The following is a 17342-nucleotide window of genomic DNA, read 5'->3' on the forward strand; positions in this document are numbered from 1 at the left end:
TGCGCGGTAATGTCCTGGTGTCCCGATCACCTTCGCGGTGAGGGAGCGACCTGGCGGATGGAGTGGAATTGGGACGCTATCGGCTTCCGCGACACCGACGTGCCCTAGCCATCACGGGTGCCGCTGTCGTCGTCATCGCGATCCTCGCAGTCGCCGGATACCTGGTCGTGGCGCGCCCATCGTCGAGCGGGACCGCGTCCAGCACCACCGCACCATCGTCTGCGCCGGCTCCCCCAAGCCAGACTGTGTTGCCGTTCGCCCTCGGGGATCCTGGGGGAGTCGGGGTGGACTCGGCGGGCGATGTCTACGTCGCCGACGGCGCCAAGGACCGGGTGCTGCAACTCAAGGTCGGCGCCAACAGATCCACCGTGTTGCCGTTCCCGGGCCTTAAGTGTCCGTCCGGTTTGGCCGTGGACAGCGACCGTGACGTGTATGTCGTCGAGGATTGCAACAAACGAGTAGTGAAACTGGCCGCCGGCTCGGATACGCCGACCGAGCTCCCGTTCACCGGCCTTGTCGAGCCGCATGGCCTGGCGGTCAGCAGCGGCGGCGATGTCTACGTGGCCGACCTCAAAACCAACCAGGTGTTGAAACTGGCCGCCGGCTCGGATACCCAGACCGAGGTTCCATTCATCGGACTCAACCAGCCATTCGACCTAGCAGTCGATAGCACCGGCGCGGTCTACGCCGCCGACTCTGGCAATAACCGGGTGGTGAAGCTGGCCGCAGGGACCACCACACCGGTCGACCTCCCGTTCACCGGCCTCAACTTTCCCAGTGATGTGACGGTGGACCGCAGTGGAAATATCTACACCACCGACCTGAACAACAACCGGGTGCTGAAACTGCCTGCCGGCTCAGACACCCCGGCGGTGCTGCCTTTCACCGGACTCTTCTGCCCCTACCAAGTCGCAGTGGACAAAGACGGCAACGTCTACGTGGTCGACTACCACGACCGGGTGCTGAAACTGGCGGCGGGCTACCAGACGAAAGCCCTCACGAATTGACCCAGACGTCATCCTCGTCTGACGAATTCGCCTAGAACACGACAGGATTAGCGCCGAAGCGGCTAGATCGGTTCCAGTCCGGTCAGATGCCGCTGGGCCAGGTCGCGGTAGGCCTGCGGATTGCGGTTGACCCACATCTGGGTGCCGGCCACCACCAGGGAATGGGCTGACCAGACCCCGCCGTCGTTGCGCCGGCCAACCGTAAAACTGTAACGTGTTCTAGTTAGAGACGAGTTGGAGGTGTCAGGTGAGTACCGACAGTGCTGGGGTCGGCATCCGGGAGATCGATTCCGGCACCCTGCCGACCAGGTATGCCCGAGGCTGGCATTGCCTGGGCGTCGCCAAGGACTACCTGGATGGGAAGCCGCACGGTGTTGAGGCATTCGGCACCAAGCTGGTGGTTTTCGCCGACTCACACGGGGACCTGAAGGTTCTGGACGGCTACTGCCGGCACATGGGCGGCGACCTGACCCAGGGCACTATCAAGGGCGACGAAGTCGCCTGCCCCTTCCACGACTGGCGGTGGGGCGGCGACGGTCGGTGCAAGTTGGTCCCCTATGCCAAGCGCACTCCCAGAATGGCACGCACCCGGCCGTGGCTGACCGACGTGCGCGGCGGCCTGTTGTTCGTCTGGCATGACCATGAAGGCAATCCGCCGGATCCCGCCGTCAGGATCCCCGAGATTCCCGACGCCGCCAGCGACGAATGGACTGACTGGCGGTGGAACAGCATCCTCATCGAGGGATCCAACTGCCGCGACATTATCGACAACGTCACCGACATGGCGCACTTCTTCTACATCCATTTCGGTCTGCCGACCTACTTCAAGAACGTCTTCGAGGGGCACATCGCCTCGCAGTATCTGCACAATGTGGGCCGGCCGGATGTCGACGATTTGGGGACCTCGTACGGCGAAGCACACCTGGACTCCGAGGCATCCTATTTCGGGCCGTCGTTCATGATCAACTGGCTGCACAATAGCTATGGGAGCTTCAAGTCCGAGTCGATCCTGATCAACTGCCACTACCCGGTCACCCAGAACTCCTTCATGCTGCAGTGGGGCGTCATCGTCGAAAAGCCCAAAGGCATGGACGAAAAGATGACGGACAAGCTGTCTCGGGTATTTACCGATGGTGTCAGCAAGGGCTTCCTGCAGGACGTCGAGATCTGGAAACACAAGACCAGGATCGATAATCCGCTGTTGGTCGAGGAAGACGGCGCGGTCTACCAGCTGCGTCGCTGGTATGACCAGTTCTATGTCGATGTCGCCGACATCAAGCCGGAAATGGTGGAGCGCTTCGAGATCGAAGTCGACACCACGCGCGCCAACGAATATTGGAACGCCGAGGTGGCCGAAAACTTGAAGGCAAAAGAAGCCGACGAAGTGCCCGCCGAGCAACACTAACGGACATGTCCGACGAACAGGCCGTCCCTGACGTCGATCGGCTCGCCCGGTCGATGCTGTTGCTGCACGGCGATCACGACGATCGCCACGAAGAAGCACCTGCACTCAACAGCGGAACTGGATCCTGGTCGAAGTCAAGGGATTTCGCTAACGACCCGCAACGCGGCGCTGCAGTTCGGCAAGCTTCTCTCGCCGACCGTGAACGCTACCTCACGTCGGGCCTGCAGCCAGTGGACTGCCGGTTCTGCCATGCTACGGTCGCCGTCAACAGGCTGGGGCCCGGTCATACCGCGGTGCAATGGAATACCGAAGCGTCACAGCGTTGCGTCCACTTCGCCGAAGTGCGGGAATCTGGCGGCGATACCGCACGCGTCAAGTCCTGCCCGCGCCTGGCCGACAGCATCGAACACGCCGTCGCGGAGGGCTATCTGGACGCACGGCCCGACAATTGCTGAATTAAAGCCCGGCGAACCGCTCCTTGACGCTCTCCATGGTAAGGCCGTAATCGGCCAGCGAATACGTATGCTTCGGGGCCCGCGCGCCGGTCCTGCTCTGGGCATCGATATTCGCCATAGCTTGCCGAGCCTGTTCGGTCAGTGTCAGTCCGAAGTGCCGGTAAATCTCGGCCACCGTGCCAAGAGGATCCGCGATCAGATCGCGGTAGTCGACATCGTAAAACTGAGCCGAATCATATTTAGCGCGTGCGGTGTTGAACCGCTCCAAACCACGAGACCAGGTTTCCATTGCGTCAGCACCGATCTGGGCTCCGACAAAGGTGGTCGACCATCCTTCGGCGGTGTGCTGGGCTAGCGAGCACATTGAGGCCATGATCGTCTCGACTGGCCGATGAGTCTGCACCACAAGCGCATCGGGATAAGTCGCCATCAGAGCATCAAGCGCGAACAGATGGCTGGGATTCTTCAGCACCCACCGCTTGTCGGCGTCGTGTAGTCCGATCAGCTGAAGGTTGCGGCGGTGCCGTTGATATGACGGCGTCCAGTCCTGCTGTGACAGCCATTCCGCGTAACCCGGTAGGTGCGACAGGGTTTCGTAAGACACCGAGTGCAGCGACTGCCGCAGCAGCTGCCAGCACTCCTCCAGCTCGGATGCGGCCATGAAATGCAGACCTGTGTATCCGGGGTTTTCTTCGTGATGCTGGGTGAACCGCGCATCGAGTTGGCGATACAGCGGGTTTGACTCCCAGGTTTCGCGGGGTGGACGCGGCTGCGGGAACTCTGCCAGCCACATGTGCAGACCCTGATGCGCCGGGTCGGCGCCGAGCAGCCGGTGCAGCGCAGTCGTGCCGGTGCGCACCAGCCCGGTGACAAAAATCGGCCGTTCGATGACGACGTCGGCGTGCTGCGGGTATTGCTTCCACGCCGCTTCGGACAGCAACCTAGCCGCCAGCGCCCCACGCAGGAAAAACCGGTTCATCTTGCTGCCCAACACGGTAAGACCGGCTTCCCGCCGGTAAGACGCCAACAACACCTGCAGCGCTTCGCGGTACTTGTCGTCGTCAGTGCCGAAATCGTCGAGCCCAACGAGCTTGCTGGCTGATGCGTGCAGTTCGTCGACGGTCCCAACATCGGTTCGATCGGTTCGATGGGCCATTAGGTGTGATACTCCCCGCAGTTGACGTCCAGGGTTTGCCCGGTGATGCCGCTGGACAGGTCGCTGGCCATGAACAGGATCGCCGACGCGACCTCGTCCTCGGTGGGCAGCCGTTTGAGGTCGGAGGCCGCCGCGGTGGTCTGGTAGATCTGGTCGACCGTGGTTCCATATTTGCCGGCCTGATGCTCGAAATAGCTCTTCAACGTGTCACCCCAGATATATCCGGGCGCAACGGAATTAACACGGATGCCCTTCTCGCCGAGTTCGGTGGCTAACGACTGCGACATAGCCAGCAGAGTGGACTTGGCCATTTTGTAGGCGCCGTATTTTGCCTGCGAGTGCCGGAGCACCATGGAGTTGACGTTGACGATTGATCCTTGCGCCTCCGCGAGCGCCGGGGTAAAACCCTGGATGAGCCGCAACGCCCCGAGCGCGCTGAGCTCGATCGCGTCGCGAATATGCTGAAATGTGGTGGTGGCCAATGGTTTCATCGATGGTACCCGGAATGCGTTGTTGATCAAGACGTCAACCTTGCCATAGGCCGCCAGAGTGGAGTCCACGAGGCTTTTGACCTGATCGTCGTCAGTAATGTCAGTGCATACCGCGACCGCCCGGTGACCGGTGTCGGTGATTTGCTTGGCGACCTCGTCCAGCCGGTCGGCGCTACGGGCCGCCAGCACCAGATCCGCGCCGTCGCGCGCGCATCGACGTGCCAGCGTGGTACCAAGACCAGGGCCAACACCGCTGATGACCACTACCTTTCGCTTGAGCATCCCCGTCATCATCACCCTAGCATCCTGGATGCAATTTGCTTCTGGCGCAGAGCAATTCGCGCTCGCCACTCATCATCGGAAATCTTGTTGTGCGCAAAATACGGCAGCTTGGCCGGTATGGCGTCGAAGTCGACCAGCTCAACGGTGGGCCCGTCGGCTTCGGTCAGCTGACGTGACACCCGCTGCCAACGGAACTGTAAGAAGCCGCGCTGATGACCGAGCGTTTCGACCCAGTTGGTTACTCCTGGATTCTGGTCGGCGACGATGATGCGAACCTTGCCGTCCGGGTCCGCTTGGGCCTGGCTGGCATTCAGCGAGGTCTGGTGGTTGATGTAGTCCAGCGAGATATACCACATGCTGCCCAGCTGGAAGCCCAGGTAGGGAGCATCCGAGACCGGCACCGTGATCACCAGCGCTTGATCGGGCCGCAAGTCGAAATGCCCGGCCGACGAGTACTGGGTTGCCAGCCCGCCCGGGGTCAGCCGAGGCGGCACCATGGTGTTGACCGGGATGTTGAGATAGAACCACTGCGGAAACTGCAGCCACGTCTTAACCCGGTTAACAAGTTGGGACCCAGCTGTGGCATAACGCTTTTCAATGGTCGCACGGGTCAGCGGTGGCGGCCCGGTGCCGGCAGTATCCACCCTGGAAATGGCTAAGATGCCGCGCTGCTGCGACCAATCGCCGTACACCTCGCGAACCACCAGCTGCCCGGGTCCGCTCGGCCGCAGCCGCCATTCGAAGCTACCGTCGTCGGCGATTTCGAGTTCACGGTCGTCGAACGCCATCTGACTGGTGGGCACGACCGCAGTGGTGTATTCGCCGCCGAGAACCTGGAAACTCAAGTCGGTGGTGGAGCCGCGCCGGCCGGTAACCAGGTAATCGAGGTCGGCATGGACCCGGGTGCCGAAGTAGAGAGTGTCGGGGTTGTCCAAGCCCATCTTGGTGAACGGCCCGGTTCCCGAGTGCAGGAACGGGTGGTCACGCTCATAGTCGAAGGCCAGATGCGTGCAGCCCGCAATGCAGCCCGCTAGGTACTGCAGTCCTTCAAGCAGGTCGGCTTCGGTCTGAATGTGCGGTGCGGCGGCCACCAATTTCTCGGCCTCGGTGATCGCTGCGGTGAGCGGGCCAGAGAAGGAACTGGAGAACACGACTCGACGCTAGAACGTGTTCCTGTTTTGCGTCAATGGCGAACATTCCCACGCGTCGTCCGGGGCGTTCAACAACGATGCCCGCTCACTGGAGATACCCGCTTGCCGCACGTCCGGGTGCCGGTTGAGGTAGTCGATCAGTCGCGATGCCGGTGGCGCAACCGCGGCCGGCAGTTAACGCGTTACGACTTTGCCGCTGTCTCCCCCGCAAGCGGGTGAGGGTACCTCTCCCCACTTGTGGGGCGTGCCCCCAGCTCACGCTGTATTTCCAAAGCGATGTCAATGAGTTGGTCTTCCTGTCCGCCGATGAGCTTGCGCTGACCCGCGCGGTATAGCAATGCAGAAGCGGGCACGTCATAGCGTTCACCCTGACGGATGGCGTGTTTGAGGAAACTGGAATAGACCCCGGAGTACCCCATGATCAGCGCGTTGCGGTCGAGCAGGCATTCGGCCGGCATGGCCGGCCGCACAACGTCTTCGGCGGCATCGGCGATGTCGAAGAAGTCGATGCCGGTCTTGACCCCGATCTTGTCGAATACCCCGACCAAGGCCTCGACCGGCGCGTTGCCTGCGCCTGCCCCGAAGCGGCGTGCGCTGCCGTCGATCTGCTTGGCACCCGCGCGTACTGCCGCCACCGAGTTGGCCACTCCTAGTCCGAGGTTTTCGTGCCCGTGGAAACCAACTTGGGCGTCCTCGCCGAGTTCGGCGACCAGGGCCGATACCCGGTCAGCCACATCGTCGAGCACCAGGGCACCGGCGGAATCAACAACGTATACGCACTGGCAACCGGCATCGGCCATGATGCGGGCTTGGGCGGCCAGTTTCTCCGGCGAAATGGTGTGGGCCATCATCAAAAACCCGACGGTTTCCAGGCCCAGTTCGCGGGCCAAGCCGAAATGCTGGATTGACACGTCGGCCTCGGTGCAATGGGTGGCGATTCGGCAGATCGATCCGCCATTGTCTTGTGCTTCTTTGATATTTTCCTTGGTGCCCACCCCGGGCAGCATCAAAAATGCGATTTTGGCGTCTTGCGCGGTCTGCGCCGCGAGTTTGATCAATTCCTGCTCGGGAGTTTTGGAAAAGCCGTAGTTGAACGACGACCCACCCAATCCGTCACCGTGGGTCACCTCGATCACCGGCACCCCAGCGGCATCAAGGGCGGCGACGATCGCCCGCACTTCGTCCGTGGTGAACTGATGCCGTTTGTGGTGCGACCCGTCGCGTAGCGAAGTGTCGGTGATCCGAACATCCCACCTGCTAGTCATCGCGTCCCTCCTGATACGGAAAGCGTCTCTTTGGCGATTTCCTCGCCGACCTTGGTGGCCGCCGCCGTCATGATGTCGAGGTTGCCGGCGTACGGCGGTAGATAATCCCCGGCACCCTCGACCTCGATGAAGGTGGTGACCACGGCCTGACCGCCGGAGTTGATCGACGGCTCGTCGAACTGCGGCTCGTTGAGCAGTCGGTATCCCGGCACGTACGTCTGCACCTCGGCCACCACGTCGTGAATAGAGGCGGCAATCGCATCGCGATCGGCGTCGTGCGGTATCGCGCAGAAAATGGTGTCGCGCATGATCATCGGCGGATCGGCGGGGTTCAAGATGATGATCGCCTTGCCGCGCGCGGCCCCGCCGATGGTTTCGACACCCTTGCTGGTGGTCTTGGTGAACTCGTCGATGTTGGCCCGAGTGCCCGGTCCCGCTGAAACTGAAGCAACCGAAGCCACGATCTCGGCGTACGGCACTCCGCCTTTTTCGGCCAACGCGCGACTCACCGCGTACACGATGGGAATGGTTGCCTGGCCCCCGCAGGTGATCATGTTCACGTTCGGCGCATCCAGATGCGCGCGCAGGTTCGCCGGTGGGATGACCGCTGGACCCACCGCGGCTGGCGTCAAGTCAATGGCCCTGATCCCCGCGGCCGCATACTTTGGCGCCGCAACTTTGTGCACGTAGGCGCTGGTGGCCTCGAACAACAAGTCGGGTTTGTCGGCCTGCGCCAGTAGCCAGTCGACGCCTTCGTGGGTCGTCTCTAAACCCAGTTTGGCCGCACGCGCCAAGCCTTCGCTATCCGGATCGATCCCCACCATCCAGCGCGGTTCCAGCCATTCTGATCGCAGCAACTTATAGAGCAGGTCGGTACTGATATTTCCCGATCCGACTATCGCCACACTTGCCTTCGCCGGCATGTTGCTCCTTTTACTGCTCTCGATATTGAAAAATTATTCGAACGACAACCGAACAGAACCCAGCCCGGTGAAATCGGCGACAAATTCGTCCCCGGCGCGCACGTCGATCGCTCGCGTGCATGATCCAGGCAGCACAATGTCACCTTTGCGCAGGCGCACCCCGAAACTGTCGACCTTGCGAGCCAGCCACGCCACCGCGGTGACCGGGTTTCCCAGCACCGCATCGCTGCGGCCCTCGGCAACCACCTCACCGTTGCGCCTCAGCACCGCGTCGATCGTCGTGATGTCGACATTGGCGGGCGACACTCGGGCAGCCCCCAACACGAAGCCCGCCGACGAGGCGTTATCGGCGATGGTGTCGCACAGCGCGATCTTCCAGTCGGTAATCCGGGTGTCGATCAACTCGATGGCTGGGACCAGGGCATCGGTGGCCGCCAGCACGTCGTCCTCGGTGCAGCCGGCTCCCGGCAGGTCAGCGGCCAGGATGAAACCCACTTCGACCTCGACCCGCGGGTACAGATATCCACCCGCCTTGACCGGGGTGTCTTCGAATACCTGCATCTCGTCGAGCAGATGTCCGTAGTCCGGCTCGTCGACCCCCATCATCTGCTGCATCGCCAACGACGACAGCCCGACCTTGTGGCCCAGCACCCGGGCCCCCTCCGCGACCCGCTGACGGATATTGATCAGCTGGATCTCGTAGGCGTCGACGACGTCGATATCCGGGTACGCGACCGTCAGCGGAGCGATCGGCTCGCGACTGCGCTCAGCTTGCGCCAAATCGGCGGCCAGCTCATCACGGGTCGCAACACGGAGCATTAACCGAATTCCCCTCGTCCGTTTGACCGGGTCTGTGGCATCCTGCCCGGGCAATTCTATAACGTGTTCTACATGACAGCACAGGACGTCGACGTCGTCGTGGTCGGCAGCGGGGCCGCCGGTATGGTGGCTGCACTGGCCGCCGCGCACCGGGGCCTTTCAACCGTGGTCATCGAAAAAGCCCCGCACTACGGCGGCTCGACGGCGCGCTCGGGCGGCGGAGTCTGGATTCCCAATAACGAGGTCCTCAAGCGCGCCGGGGTGCGGGACACCGCTGAGGCGGCCCGCACCTACCTGCACGGCATCGTCGGCGGCGTGTCGACCAGTGGGGTCGAGCCGCAGCGCATCGACGCCTATCTCGAACGCGGACCCGAGATGCTGTCGTTTGTGCTGGAGCACACGCCACTGAAGATGTGCTGGGTGCCGGGCTACTCCGACTACTACCCCGAGGCCCCGGGCGGGTGCCCCAGCGGCCGTTCGATCGAGCCCAAGCCGTTCAACGCCCGCAAGCTCGGTGTTGATGAGGCCGGGCTCGAACCTGCTTATGGCAAGATTCCTCTCAATGTGGTTGTGATGCAACAGGACTACGTGCGACTGAACCAGCTGAAGCGACACCCGCGCGGTGTGCTGCGCAGCTTGAAAGTCGCCGCCCGGACGGTGTGGGCAAAAGCAACGGGCAAAAACCTGGTCGGCATGGGCCGAGCACTGATCGGGCCACTGCGGATCGGACTACAGCGGGCCGGTGTTCCCGTCGAACTGAACACCGCGCTCACCGATCTCTACGTCGAGGACGGCGTGGTGAGCGGGATTTATGTGTGTGACGTTACGGACAGCGGCGCCACGGAATCAGCTGAGCCACGGCTGATCCGGGCCCGACGCGGGGTGATCCTCGCCTGCGGCGGTTTCGAGCACAACGAACAGATGCGGGTGAAATACCAGCGCGCGCCAGTCAGCACCGAGTGGACGGTCGGCGCTGTGGCAAATACCGGCGACGGCATCGTGGCCGGCGAAAAGCTTGGCGCTGCATTGGATCTGATGGATGACGCCTGGTGGGGGCCAACTATTCCGCTGGTGGGCACACCGTGGTTTGCCTTGTCCGAGCGAAACTCGCCCGGATCGATTATCGTCAACATGTCAGGTAAGCGGTTCATGAACGAGTCAATGCCGTACGTCGAAGCCTGTCACCACATGTATGGCGGAGAACACGGTCAGGGGCCAGGTCCGGGTGAGAACATCCCGGCGTGGCTGGTGTTCGACCAGCAGTACCGGAATCGCTACATCTTCGCGGGACTTCAGCCCGGACAACGTATTCCAGGAAAATGGCTGGATTCCGGTGTCATCATCCAGGCCGATACGCTCGAACAGCTGGCCAACGATGCCGGCCTTCCTGTCGATGAATTCACCTCGACCGTAGAACGTTTCAACGGCTTTGCAAGAGCGGGTGTGGACCAGGACTATCACCGCGGGGAAAGCGCATACGACAGGTACTACGGCGACCCAACCAACAAGCCGAATCCCAACCTAGGTGAGATCAGCCACCCGCCCTATTATGCCGCCAAGATGGTACCCGGAGATCTGGGCACCAAGGGCGGCATCTGCACCGATCTCAACGGACGTGCATTACGCGACGACGGGAGCGTCATCGAAGGGCTTTACGCCGCAGGCAATGTCAGTGCCCCAGTAATGGGACACACCTACCCCGGGCCGGGCGGAACCATTGGGCCAGCCATGACATTTGGCTACCTGGCCGCCCTACACATTGCCGATCGAGCTGGGAAGTAGGGGCCATGCCGATAGATGCAGAAGTCGCGCTCAGTGCCGAGTTGGACCCAATCGAATTCTCTTGGTCCAGTAGCGATGTGCAGCTATACCAACTGAGCCTAGGTGCGGGCACCGATCCGATGGACCCGCGCGAGCTGTGCTACCTGGTCGATGACACGCCCCAGGTGCTGCCGACATTCGCCACCGTGGCCGCCACCTTCCACGCCACCAAGCCACCAACCGTGCAGTTTCCCGGTATCGACATAGAGCTGAGCAAAGTGCTGCACGCCAGCGAGCGGGTCGAAGTGCCTGCGCCACTGCCACCGTCGGGCTCCGCCATCGCCGTCACCCGATTCACGGATATCTGGGACAAGGGCAAGGCCGCGGTGATCTGGAGCGAGACCCAGGTACACGACGCGAACGGCAGCTTGCTGTGGACGCAGAAGCGGTCCATCTATGCGCGCGGCGAAGGCGGGTTCGGCGGCGATCGCGGGCCGTCAGGGTCGGACCAGGCGCCTGCGCGGGCGCCCGATCTCGAAGTCGCAATGCCCCTGCTGCCGCAGCAGGCACTGCTCTACCGGCTCTGCGGCGACCGCAACCCGCTGCACTCCGACCCGCAATTCGCTGCTGCCGCAGGCTTTCCGCAGCCCATTCTGCACGGCCTGTGCACGTACGGCATGACCTGCAAGGCCATCACCGACGCCCTGCTGGACGGGGATGCTGCGGCCGTGGCCGCCTATGGCGCACGCTTCTCGGGTGTGGCCTTCCCCGGCGAAGCACTGCAGGTCAACATCTGGAAGGACGACAACCGCGTGTTGGCTAGCGTTGTCGCGCCTTCGCGCGATAACGCCGTCGTGCTCAGCGGTGTGGAGTTGGTCCCGGCCTAGACCCCTTTGCGCCCGCCGAGCGTGAAACTACTCTCACGTTCGGTGCCGAGCGTGAAACTAACTTCACGCTCGGCTAGACAGTGCCGTGCGGACTCGTCGAACGATCTCGGCGGGTCGATCCCCCGCGACCACCCGGATCACGATCCAGCCTTTGTGCTGCAACCTCTCCAATCGCCTGATGTCCCAACCGAATTGTGAGCGATCGCTGCGGTGGTGATCGCCGTCGTACTCGACGGCGATTTTAACGTCCTCCCACCCCATGTCCAGATACGCGATCGCTTGGCCGAATTCATCCCGCACCGGAATCTGGGTTTGCGGCCGTGGTAGGCCAGCCTGCACCAGAACCAGCCGCAACCAGGTCTCTTTCGGCGACTGCGCCCCAGCGTCGAACAGAGTGAATGCGAGGCGCGCACGTGCGATTCCTCTACGTCCCGGGTATCGCAAAGTCAATAGCTCTATGTCAGCCGCTTTGATTTCCGTCGCACGGGCCAACGAGTCGATCGCAGCAGCCGCCCTCGTGGTTGGATACCAACAACCGAGGTCGAGCGCTGTTCGGACCGGTGTCGTCACTGGAACGCCGTTGACAGCAGTGATCTCGTCTTCCTCGATGCGGTCCCCGCGCGTGCAAATGCCCGGCATCCTGTGGCGGTTGTCATGGATCAATTCCACAGTCGTCGTATCGTCGACCCACTTGCTACCGTGCAAAGCGGCCGCCGATAGTCCCGCGACGACTCCCTGACGCTTCGCCCAGAGCCATCCCGCTTTCGCGCGCAAAGCTGCAGTTGTTTCTACATCACGATTGACGTAGACATCCCGGAACAGCCTGGTGTAGCGGGTAGCTAGCTGGCTCCTGGTGAGAAGCCCACGAGCAATGGCCTCACTACCAAGGAACGGCTCAACCATCGCCGCAGCGTCGCATGCCACACAGCTGGCGTCACTTCACCTGTCGAACGTGGACCTAACTTCACGCTCAGCGAAGAAGAAGCAGGCGCTAGCCGAGGATGAGGCCCGACGTCGGCACCCCAGTGCCCGCGGTGACGAGCACATGCTCGACGTTCGGCACCGGGTTCGCCGAGGTGCCACGCAACTGTCGCACCCCCTCGGCGATGCCGTTCATACCATGGATGTAGGCCTCACCAAGTTGACCGCCATGCGTATTGATGGGCAGCCGCCCACCCACCTCGATCGCACCGTCGGCGATGAAGTCCTTGGCATCACCTCGGCCGCAGAATCCCAACTCCTCCAACTGAATCAGGGTGAACGGCGTGAAGTGGTCGTAGAGCACAGCGGTCTGAATGTCGTTTGGTGTTAACCCGGACTGCTGCCACAATTGCTGTCCGACGAGACCCATTTCGGGCAGACCGAGTTCGGGCCGGTAGTAGCTGACCATCGTGTACTGGTCGGGGCTGGACCCTTGCGACGCCGCCTCAATAATCGCCGGGCGCTGCTTGAGGTCTCGCGCCCGCGCAGGCGACGTTACGACGATCGCGACCGCGCCGTCGGTCTCCTGGCAGCAGTCCAGCAACCGCAGCGGTTCGGCGATCCATCGCGAATTCTGATGGTCTTCAATGGTTATCGGCTTTTCGTAGAAATATGCCTTGGGGTTCTTGGCGGCATGTTTGCGGTCAGCCACTGAGACAGCACCGAAGTCCCGACTGGTCGCTCCGGATAGGTGCATGTAACGCTGAGCGATCATCGCAACCTGCGCAGCCGGCGTCGAAAGACCATGCGGATACGAGAAGGAATTGTCCGCCGCCGTTGAATCAGCCTGGGCATCAGCGTTTCCCGCTAGCCGGGTCTGCACCTGGCCGAACCGCATACCGGAACGCTCGTTAAATGCCCGGTAGGCCACCACAACCTCGGCGACCCCAGTGGCGACGGCCATCGCGGCGTGCTGGATGGTCGCGCACGCGGCACCGCCGCCGTAGTGGATCTTGGAGAAAAACTTCAGCTCTCCGATGCCAACCGCTCGCGCAACGGCGATTTCGGTGTTGGTATCCATCGTGAACGTGGTCAACCCGTCAACATCGGCCGGACTCAAACCGGCATCGTCGAGCGCGTCACGCACCGCCTCAGCGGCCAGCCGCAGCTCGCTTCGACCGGAGTCCTTTGAGAAATCGGTGGCGCCGATGCCAACGATGGCGGCTCGACCACTGAGCGAACCCGAAGCCATTAGGCATCCCCAATCGTCAGCTTGGTGGTCGCGATGATGTGATCGCCAAGACTGTTACGACCCACCACCTTTACCGTAATCAAGCCGTCGTCGACCGCAATCACCTCACCGGAAAACGTCACCGTGTCGTAGGCGTACCACGGCACCCCGAGACGCAGCCCAATCGACTTGATCAGCGCCGACGGCCCGGCCCAGTCGGTGACGTAGCGCTGCACCAGACCGGTGTCGGTGAGGATATTAACGAAGATGTCCTTGGATCCCTTGGCTTGAGCCTTGTCGCGGTCATGATGCACATCCTGAAAGTCTCGGGTGGCCAACGCCGTTGAGATGATGAATGTGGGATCTCCGTAGAGCTTAAGCTCGGGCAGGGTGGCGCCAACCTCAACAGCACGCGTGCTCATACGTCGGGCTCCCACGCGTAGAGTGTCCATTCCGGCCCGCTATCACCGGCCGGGAAATCGATATAGGTTGCGCGAACTGGCATTCCGATCTCGACCGCGGCCGGGTCGACGTTGCGGAGCTCGCCTAACATGCGCACGCCCTCGTCCAGCTCCACCAGAGCGATGACGAAAGGCAGTGTGCGGCCTGGCACCTTGGGCGCATGGTGTACGACGAAGCTGAACACCGTGCCCTTGCCGCTGGCCACGACGTAGTCGATCGGCTCGGACTTGCTCTGCCACACCGCCGGCACCGGCGGGTGCTGCAGGCCGCCATCCGCAAGCCGCTGAACTCGCAGCTCGTGCGCCTTAACGCCTTCCCAAAAGAAAGTGGTATCGCGCGATAACGAGGGCCGCATCATGGCGTCGGGGTCCAGGTCCGCAGGCACCGAACTCCGCGAAGTCTTGGATTCGGCGCGTGGCTTGAATTTAAGAATGCGCCAATCCATCTCGCCCACATCTTCATCGCCGACCTGCCAGACGATGTGTTGGTTGATGAACCAGCCTTCGCCAAGCGCGGTTTGTTTGGGCCCCACCACATCGCCGAGCTCGGTGCTGACGCTCACTTCCTCGCCGGGCCGCAGATAGCGATGATAGATTTGCTCGCAATTGGTAGCAACCACGCCGACGTAGCCGGCGTCGTCAAACAGCTTGATGAGGGGCCCCAATGGGTCGTCCTTCGGACGAACTCCCCCCAAGCCAAACATCGTCCACACCTGAATCATCGCCGGGGGAGCCACAATTCCCGGGTGACCGGCGGCATGAGCCGCAACCTCATCCACGTAAATGGGGTTGCGGTCACCGATCGCCTCAACCCAGTTGTTGATCGTCGGGCGATTCACCGGATCCCGGGCTGCCCGCGGCTTACTGCTACCCGCCGCCTTGATCTGCGCAACAGCTTCCCGAATGTCGCTCGCCCCGCTCATCTCGGTACCCTCGGCACCTTGAGACCAGAGGCAGCGATCATCTCGCGCATAACTTCGTTCACGCCGCCGCCAAATGTGATCACCAAATTACGCTTAGTCTGCGAATCTAGCCAGCTAAGCAACTCGGCGGTGTTGGACTCAGCAGGGTTACCGTACTTGCCGACAACCTCCTCGGCCAGCCGACCGACATACTGAACACGCTCTGTGCCAAATACTTTCGTCGCTGCAGCATCGGCCACGTTGATGTGGTCGCCGGCTGCTGCCACCTGCCAGTTGAGCAGCTCATTGATCCGCCAGATCGAATGAATCTCGCCAAGCGCCCGCCTTACATCGTCGTGATCGATCGGAGTGACGCCGTCACCACCGGGCTTAGAAGCCCACGCGCGTACCCGATCGTAGATGCCGGCGAGGCGGCCCGCCGGACCGAGCATTACCCTCTCGTTGTTGAGCTGGGTGGTAATCAGGCGCCATCCGCCGTTTTCTTCACCGACCAGCATGTCGACCGGTACCCGCACGTCGTTGTAGTACGTGGCATTGGTGTGGTGGGCACCGTCGGCCAGGATGATCGGCGTCCATGAGTAGCCTGGGTCTTTGGTGTCCACGATCAGGATCGAAATGCCCTTGTGCTTAACGGCTTCCGGATCGGTGCGGCAAGCCAGCCAGATGTAGTCGGCATCATGCGCACCCGTCGTGAAGAGCTTCTGGCCGTTGACGATGTAGTGGTCACCGTCGCGGACCGCGGAGGTGCGTAACGACGCCAGGTCGGTGCCCGCCTCGGGCTCGGTGTAGCCGATCGCGAAGTGCACCTCCCCCGCCAGAATCGCTGGCAGGAACTTCTTCTTCTGCATCTCACTGCCATACACCTGCAAGGTGGGTCCGACTGTCTGCAGTGTCACGGCGGGCAATGGCACGTCGGCCCGATGGGCCTCGTTGACGAAGATCTGCTGCTCGATCGGACCGAATCCGAGGCCGCCGAATTCCTTGGGCCACCCAACACCGAGCTTGCCGTCCTGACCCATCCGCCGAATTACGGCGCGGTATGCGGCGCCGTGCCGGTCTTTCTCCATCTCTTTGATCTCATCGGGCGTAATCAGATTCGAAAAGTATTGCCGTAGCTCGGCTTGCAGCTGTCGCTGCTCGACAGTCAGGTCGATGAACATTGCGCACCTGCCAAATTTCCGACGAGTTCGAGCCGATGAGACGGCCCGCCCAGCAACCGGGTCAGGTCTTTGATCGTCGAATAGTAGAGGTGCATCGGATATGCGATGTCCATACCCATGCCCCCGTGTAGGTGGTGGCAAATCTGCATCGCTGGTGGCGCCTGCGAAGTCACCCAGTACCCGAGAACGTCCAGGTCGCTATCGACGTGGGGGTCGGCCTGACTGCCTTCGGCCAGGTGCCAGATCACCGACTTTGTCGCCAAATCGATAGTGCGCGAAGCGATGTAGACTTCGGCGAGCTGCGCCGCAACAGTTTGGAAGGTGGACAACGGTTTGCCGAATTGTCGCCGGTTGGCCACGTAGTTAGCGGTGAGCCGCAGCGCCCCTGCGACCAGCCCATTGGCGTAAGCGCCCATCATTGCCAACGCCAGCTGGTTGACCCGGTGTGCCAGCGCGCCCGCCAAAATGTCCGAATCAGCGATCTCGACCTCGGTAAATCCGACGGTGTACTCGTCGCAACGATTCGAGGTCGGTGTCTTGGTCAGCTGCACACCATCGGCGCCCGGTGCTACCAACACGACCGCGCAGTCGGCCGTCACCAGCATCCAGTCCGCTTGTTTGGCATGCATAACACCGACTTTGGTGCCCGACAACCGCCCATTCACGAAGCTGGTGGCAGGTCGATCCGGCAGCGCCGCACCGGGTTCGTTGAGCGCTGCTGTCAACAGCCCTCCCGTGGCGACCCCGGCCAAGTATCGGTCCTGTTGCTCCGCCGAGGCCAGGGCGAGCAGCGGCACCACACCGAGACCCAACGTCGCCAGCGCCGGTGTGGCAACGCCGTGACGACCCACTTCAGTCAGCACCGTCGCGACCTCGAGTAGGCCCACCCCGTCACCGCCGAGGCGTTCCGGAACGGGCAAGGCCGTCACACCGCCGCTAACCAGCGCATCCCACGTCAACTCCCGGTCCAGCACCGTCGTAACCACATCGGCGACAGCCTGCTGCGTCGCGGTGAGCTCGAAGTCCATCTGGTCTTTTAAATCC

At 62.2% G+C, this 17342-nt stretch carries 17 protein-coding genes and 1 pseudogene; 5 read left to right on the top strand and 13 right to left on the bottom strand.

The window, feature by feature from the left end; translation table 11 throughout:
- Positions 1-68: 68 nt before the first annotated feature.
- The gene (locus tag B586_RS17565) at positions 69-1007 is read left to right on the top strand and encodes an NHL repeat-containing protein (protein WP_236971319.1); all 939 of its coding nucleotides are present in this window, start codon (positions 69-71) and stop codon (positions 1005-1007) included.
- Between the two features lie 62 nt (positions 1008-1069).
- On the opposite strand, the pseudogene B586_RS21190 reads toward B586_RS17565, so the two are convergent.
- Positions 1070-1153 (bottom strand): annotated as a pseudogene (locus B586_RS21190) (gamma carbonic anhydrase family protein); the annotation flags it as partial.
- Between the two features lie 101 nt (positions 1154-1254).
- Here B586_RS21190 and B586_RS17570 point away from each other — a divergent pair.
- Entirely contained in the window at positions 1255-2412 is a 1158-nt protein-coding gene (locus B586_RS17570; protein WP_054879259.1) for a 3-ketosteroid-9-alpha-monooxygenase, oxygenase component, read from the top strand.
- Between the two features lie 5 nt (positions 2413-2417).
- Positions 2418-2867, top strand: coding sequence for a hypothetical protein (locus tag B586_RS17575; protein ID WP_054879258.1), 450 nt, complete (start codon positions 2418-2420; stop codon positions 2865-2867).
- Position 2868: 1 nt separating this feature from the next.
- Here the strand turns inward: B586_RS17575 and B586_RS17580 are convergent, their stop codons facing one another.
- From B586_RS17580 to B586_RS17605, 6 genes are all read right to left on the bottom strand, one after another.
- The gene (locus tag B586_RS17580; protein WP_047316616.1) at positions 2869-4023 is read right to left on the bottom strand and encodes a sulfotransferase family protein; all 1155 of its coding nucleotides are present in this window, start codon (positions 4021-4023) and stop codon (positions 2869-2871) included.
- A complete protein-coding gene (locus tag B586_RS17585; protein ID WP_047316627.1) occupies positions 4023-4805 on the bottom strand; it encodes an SDR family oxidoreductase in 783 nt (260 codons plus the stop codon). The genes B586_RS17580 and B586_RS17585 overlap by 1 nt, the downstream gene beginning before the upstream one ends.
- Positions 4806-4807: 2 nt before the next feature.
- Positions 4808-5947 (bottom strand): hypothetical protein, encoded by a 1140-nt coding sequence (locus tag B586_RS17590; protein ID WP_054879257.1) that lies wholly within the window; start codon positions 5945-5947, stop codon positions 4808-4810.
- A gap of 182 nt (positions 5948-6129) precedes the next feature.
- Positions 6130-7212 (bottom strand): 4-hydroxy-2-oxovalerate aldolase, encoded by a 1083-nt coding sequence (gene dmpG / locus B586_RS17595; protein WP_236971320.1) that lies wholly within the window; start codon positions 7210-7212, stop codon positions 6130-6132.
- Entirely contained in the window at positions 7209-8135 is a 927-nt protein-coding gene (locus tag B586_RS17600; RefSeq protein ID WP_054879256.1) for an acetaldehyde dehydrogenase (acetylating), read from the bottom strand. Before B586_RS17600 ends, dmpG begins: the two co-directional genes overlap by 4 nt.
- Positions 8136-8168: 33 nt before the next feature.
- Positions 8169-8954 (bottom strand): 2-keto-4-pentenoate hydratase, encoded by a 786-nt coding sequence (locus B586_RS17605; RefSeq protein ID WP_047316612.1) that lies wholly within the window; start codon positions 8952-8954, stop codon positions 8169-8171.
- A 72-nt stretch (positions 8955-9026) separates the two neighbouring features.
- On the opposite strand from B586_RS17605, the gene kstD reads away from it, so the two are divergent.
- Complete coding sequence (gene kstD, locus B586_RS17610) at positions 9027-10736, top strand: 3-oxosteroid 1-dehydrogenase (protein ID WP_054880838.1); 1710 nt, start codon at positions 9027-9029, stop codon at positions 10734-10736.
- A gap of 5 nt (positions 10737-10741) precedes the next feature.
- Complete coding sequence (locus B586_RS17615; RefSeq protein WP_054879255.1) at positions 10742-11602, top strand: MaoC/PaaZ C-terminal domain-containing protein; 861 nt, start codon at positions 10742-10744, stop codon at positions 11600-11602.
- 63 nt (positions 11603-11665) lie between these two features.
- Here the strand turns inward: B586_RS17615 and B586_RS17620 are convergent, their stop codons facing one another.
- The 6 genes from B586_RS17620 to B586_RS17645 all read right to left on the bottom strand — a co-directional run bounded on the left by B586_RS17620 (position 11666) and on the right by B586_RS17645 (position 17326).
- The gene (locus B586_RS17620; protein ID WP_054880837.1) at positions 11666-12505 is read right to left on the bottom strand and encodes a hypothetical protein; all 840 of its coding nucleotides are present in this window, start codon (positions 12503-12505) and stop codon (positions 11666-11668) included.
- Positions 12506-12593: 88 nt separating this feature from the next.
- Entirely contained in the window at positions 12594-13775 is a 1182-nt protein-coding gene (locus tag B586_RS17625; RefSeq protein ID WP_054879254.1) for a lipid-transfer protein, read from the bottom strand.
- A complete protein-coding gene (locus B586_RS17630; RefSeq protein ID WP_047316609.1) occupies positions 13775-14176 on the bottom strand; it encodes a MaoC family dehydratase in 402 nt (133 codons plus the stop codon). The genes B586_RS17625 and B586_RS17630 overlap by 1 nt, the downstream gene beginning before the upstream one ends.
- Positions 14173-15138 carry a bifunctional MaoC family dehydratase N-terminal/OB-fold nucleic acid binding domain-containing protein gene (locus tag B586_RS17635; RefSeq protein ID WP_047316608.1) on the bottom strand — a complete coding sequence of 322 codons (966 nt, stop codon included), beginning with the start codon at positions 15136-15138 and terminating at the stop codon, positions 14173-14175. The genes B586_RS17630 and B586_RS17635 overlap by 4 nt, the downstream gene beginning before the upstream one ends.
- Positions 15135-16298 carry an acyl-CoA dehydrogenase FadE29 gene (gene fadE29 / locus B586_RS17640; RefSeq protein ID WP_047316607.1) on the bottom strand — a complete coding sequence of 388 codons (1164 nt, stop codon included), beginning with the start codon at positions 16296-16298 and terminating at the stop codon, positions 15135-15137. The genes B586_RS17635 and fadE29 overlap by 4 nt, the downstream gene beginning before the upstream one ends.
- Positions 16283-17326 (bottom strand): acyl-CoA dehydrogenase family protein, encoded by a 1044-nt coding sequence (locus tag B586_RS17645; RefSeq protein ID WP_054880836.1) that lies wholly within the window; start codon positions 17324-17326, stop codon positions 16283-16285. Before B586_RS17645 ends, fadE29 begins: the two co-directional genes overlap by 16 nt.
- Positions 17327-17342 lie beyond the last annotated feature (16 nt).

The organism is Mycobacterium haemophilum DSM 44634, from assembly GCF_000340435.2.
GTDB classification, from domain to species: Bacteria; Actinomycetota; Actinomycetes; order Mycobacteriales; family Mycobacteriaceae; genus Mycobacterium; species Mycobacterium haemophilum.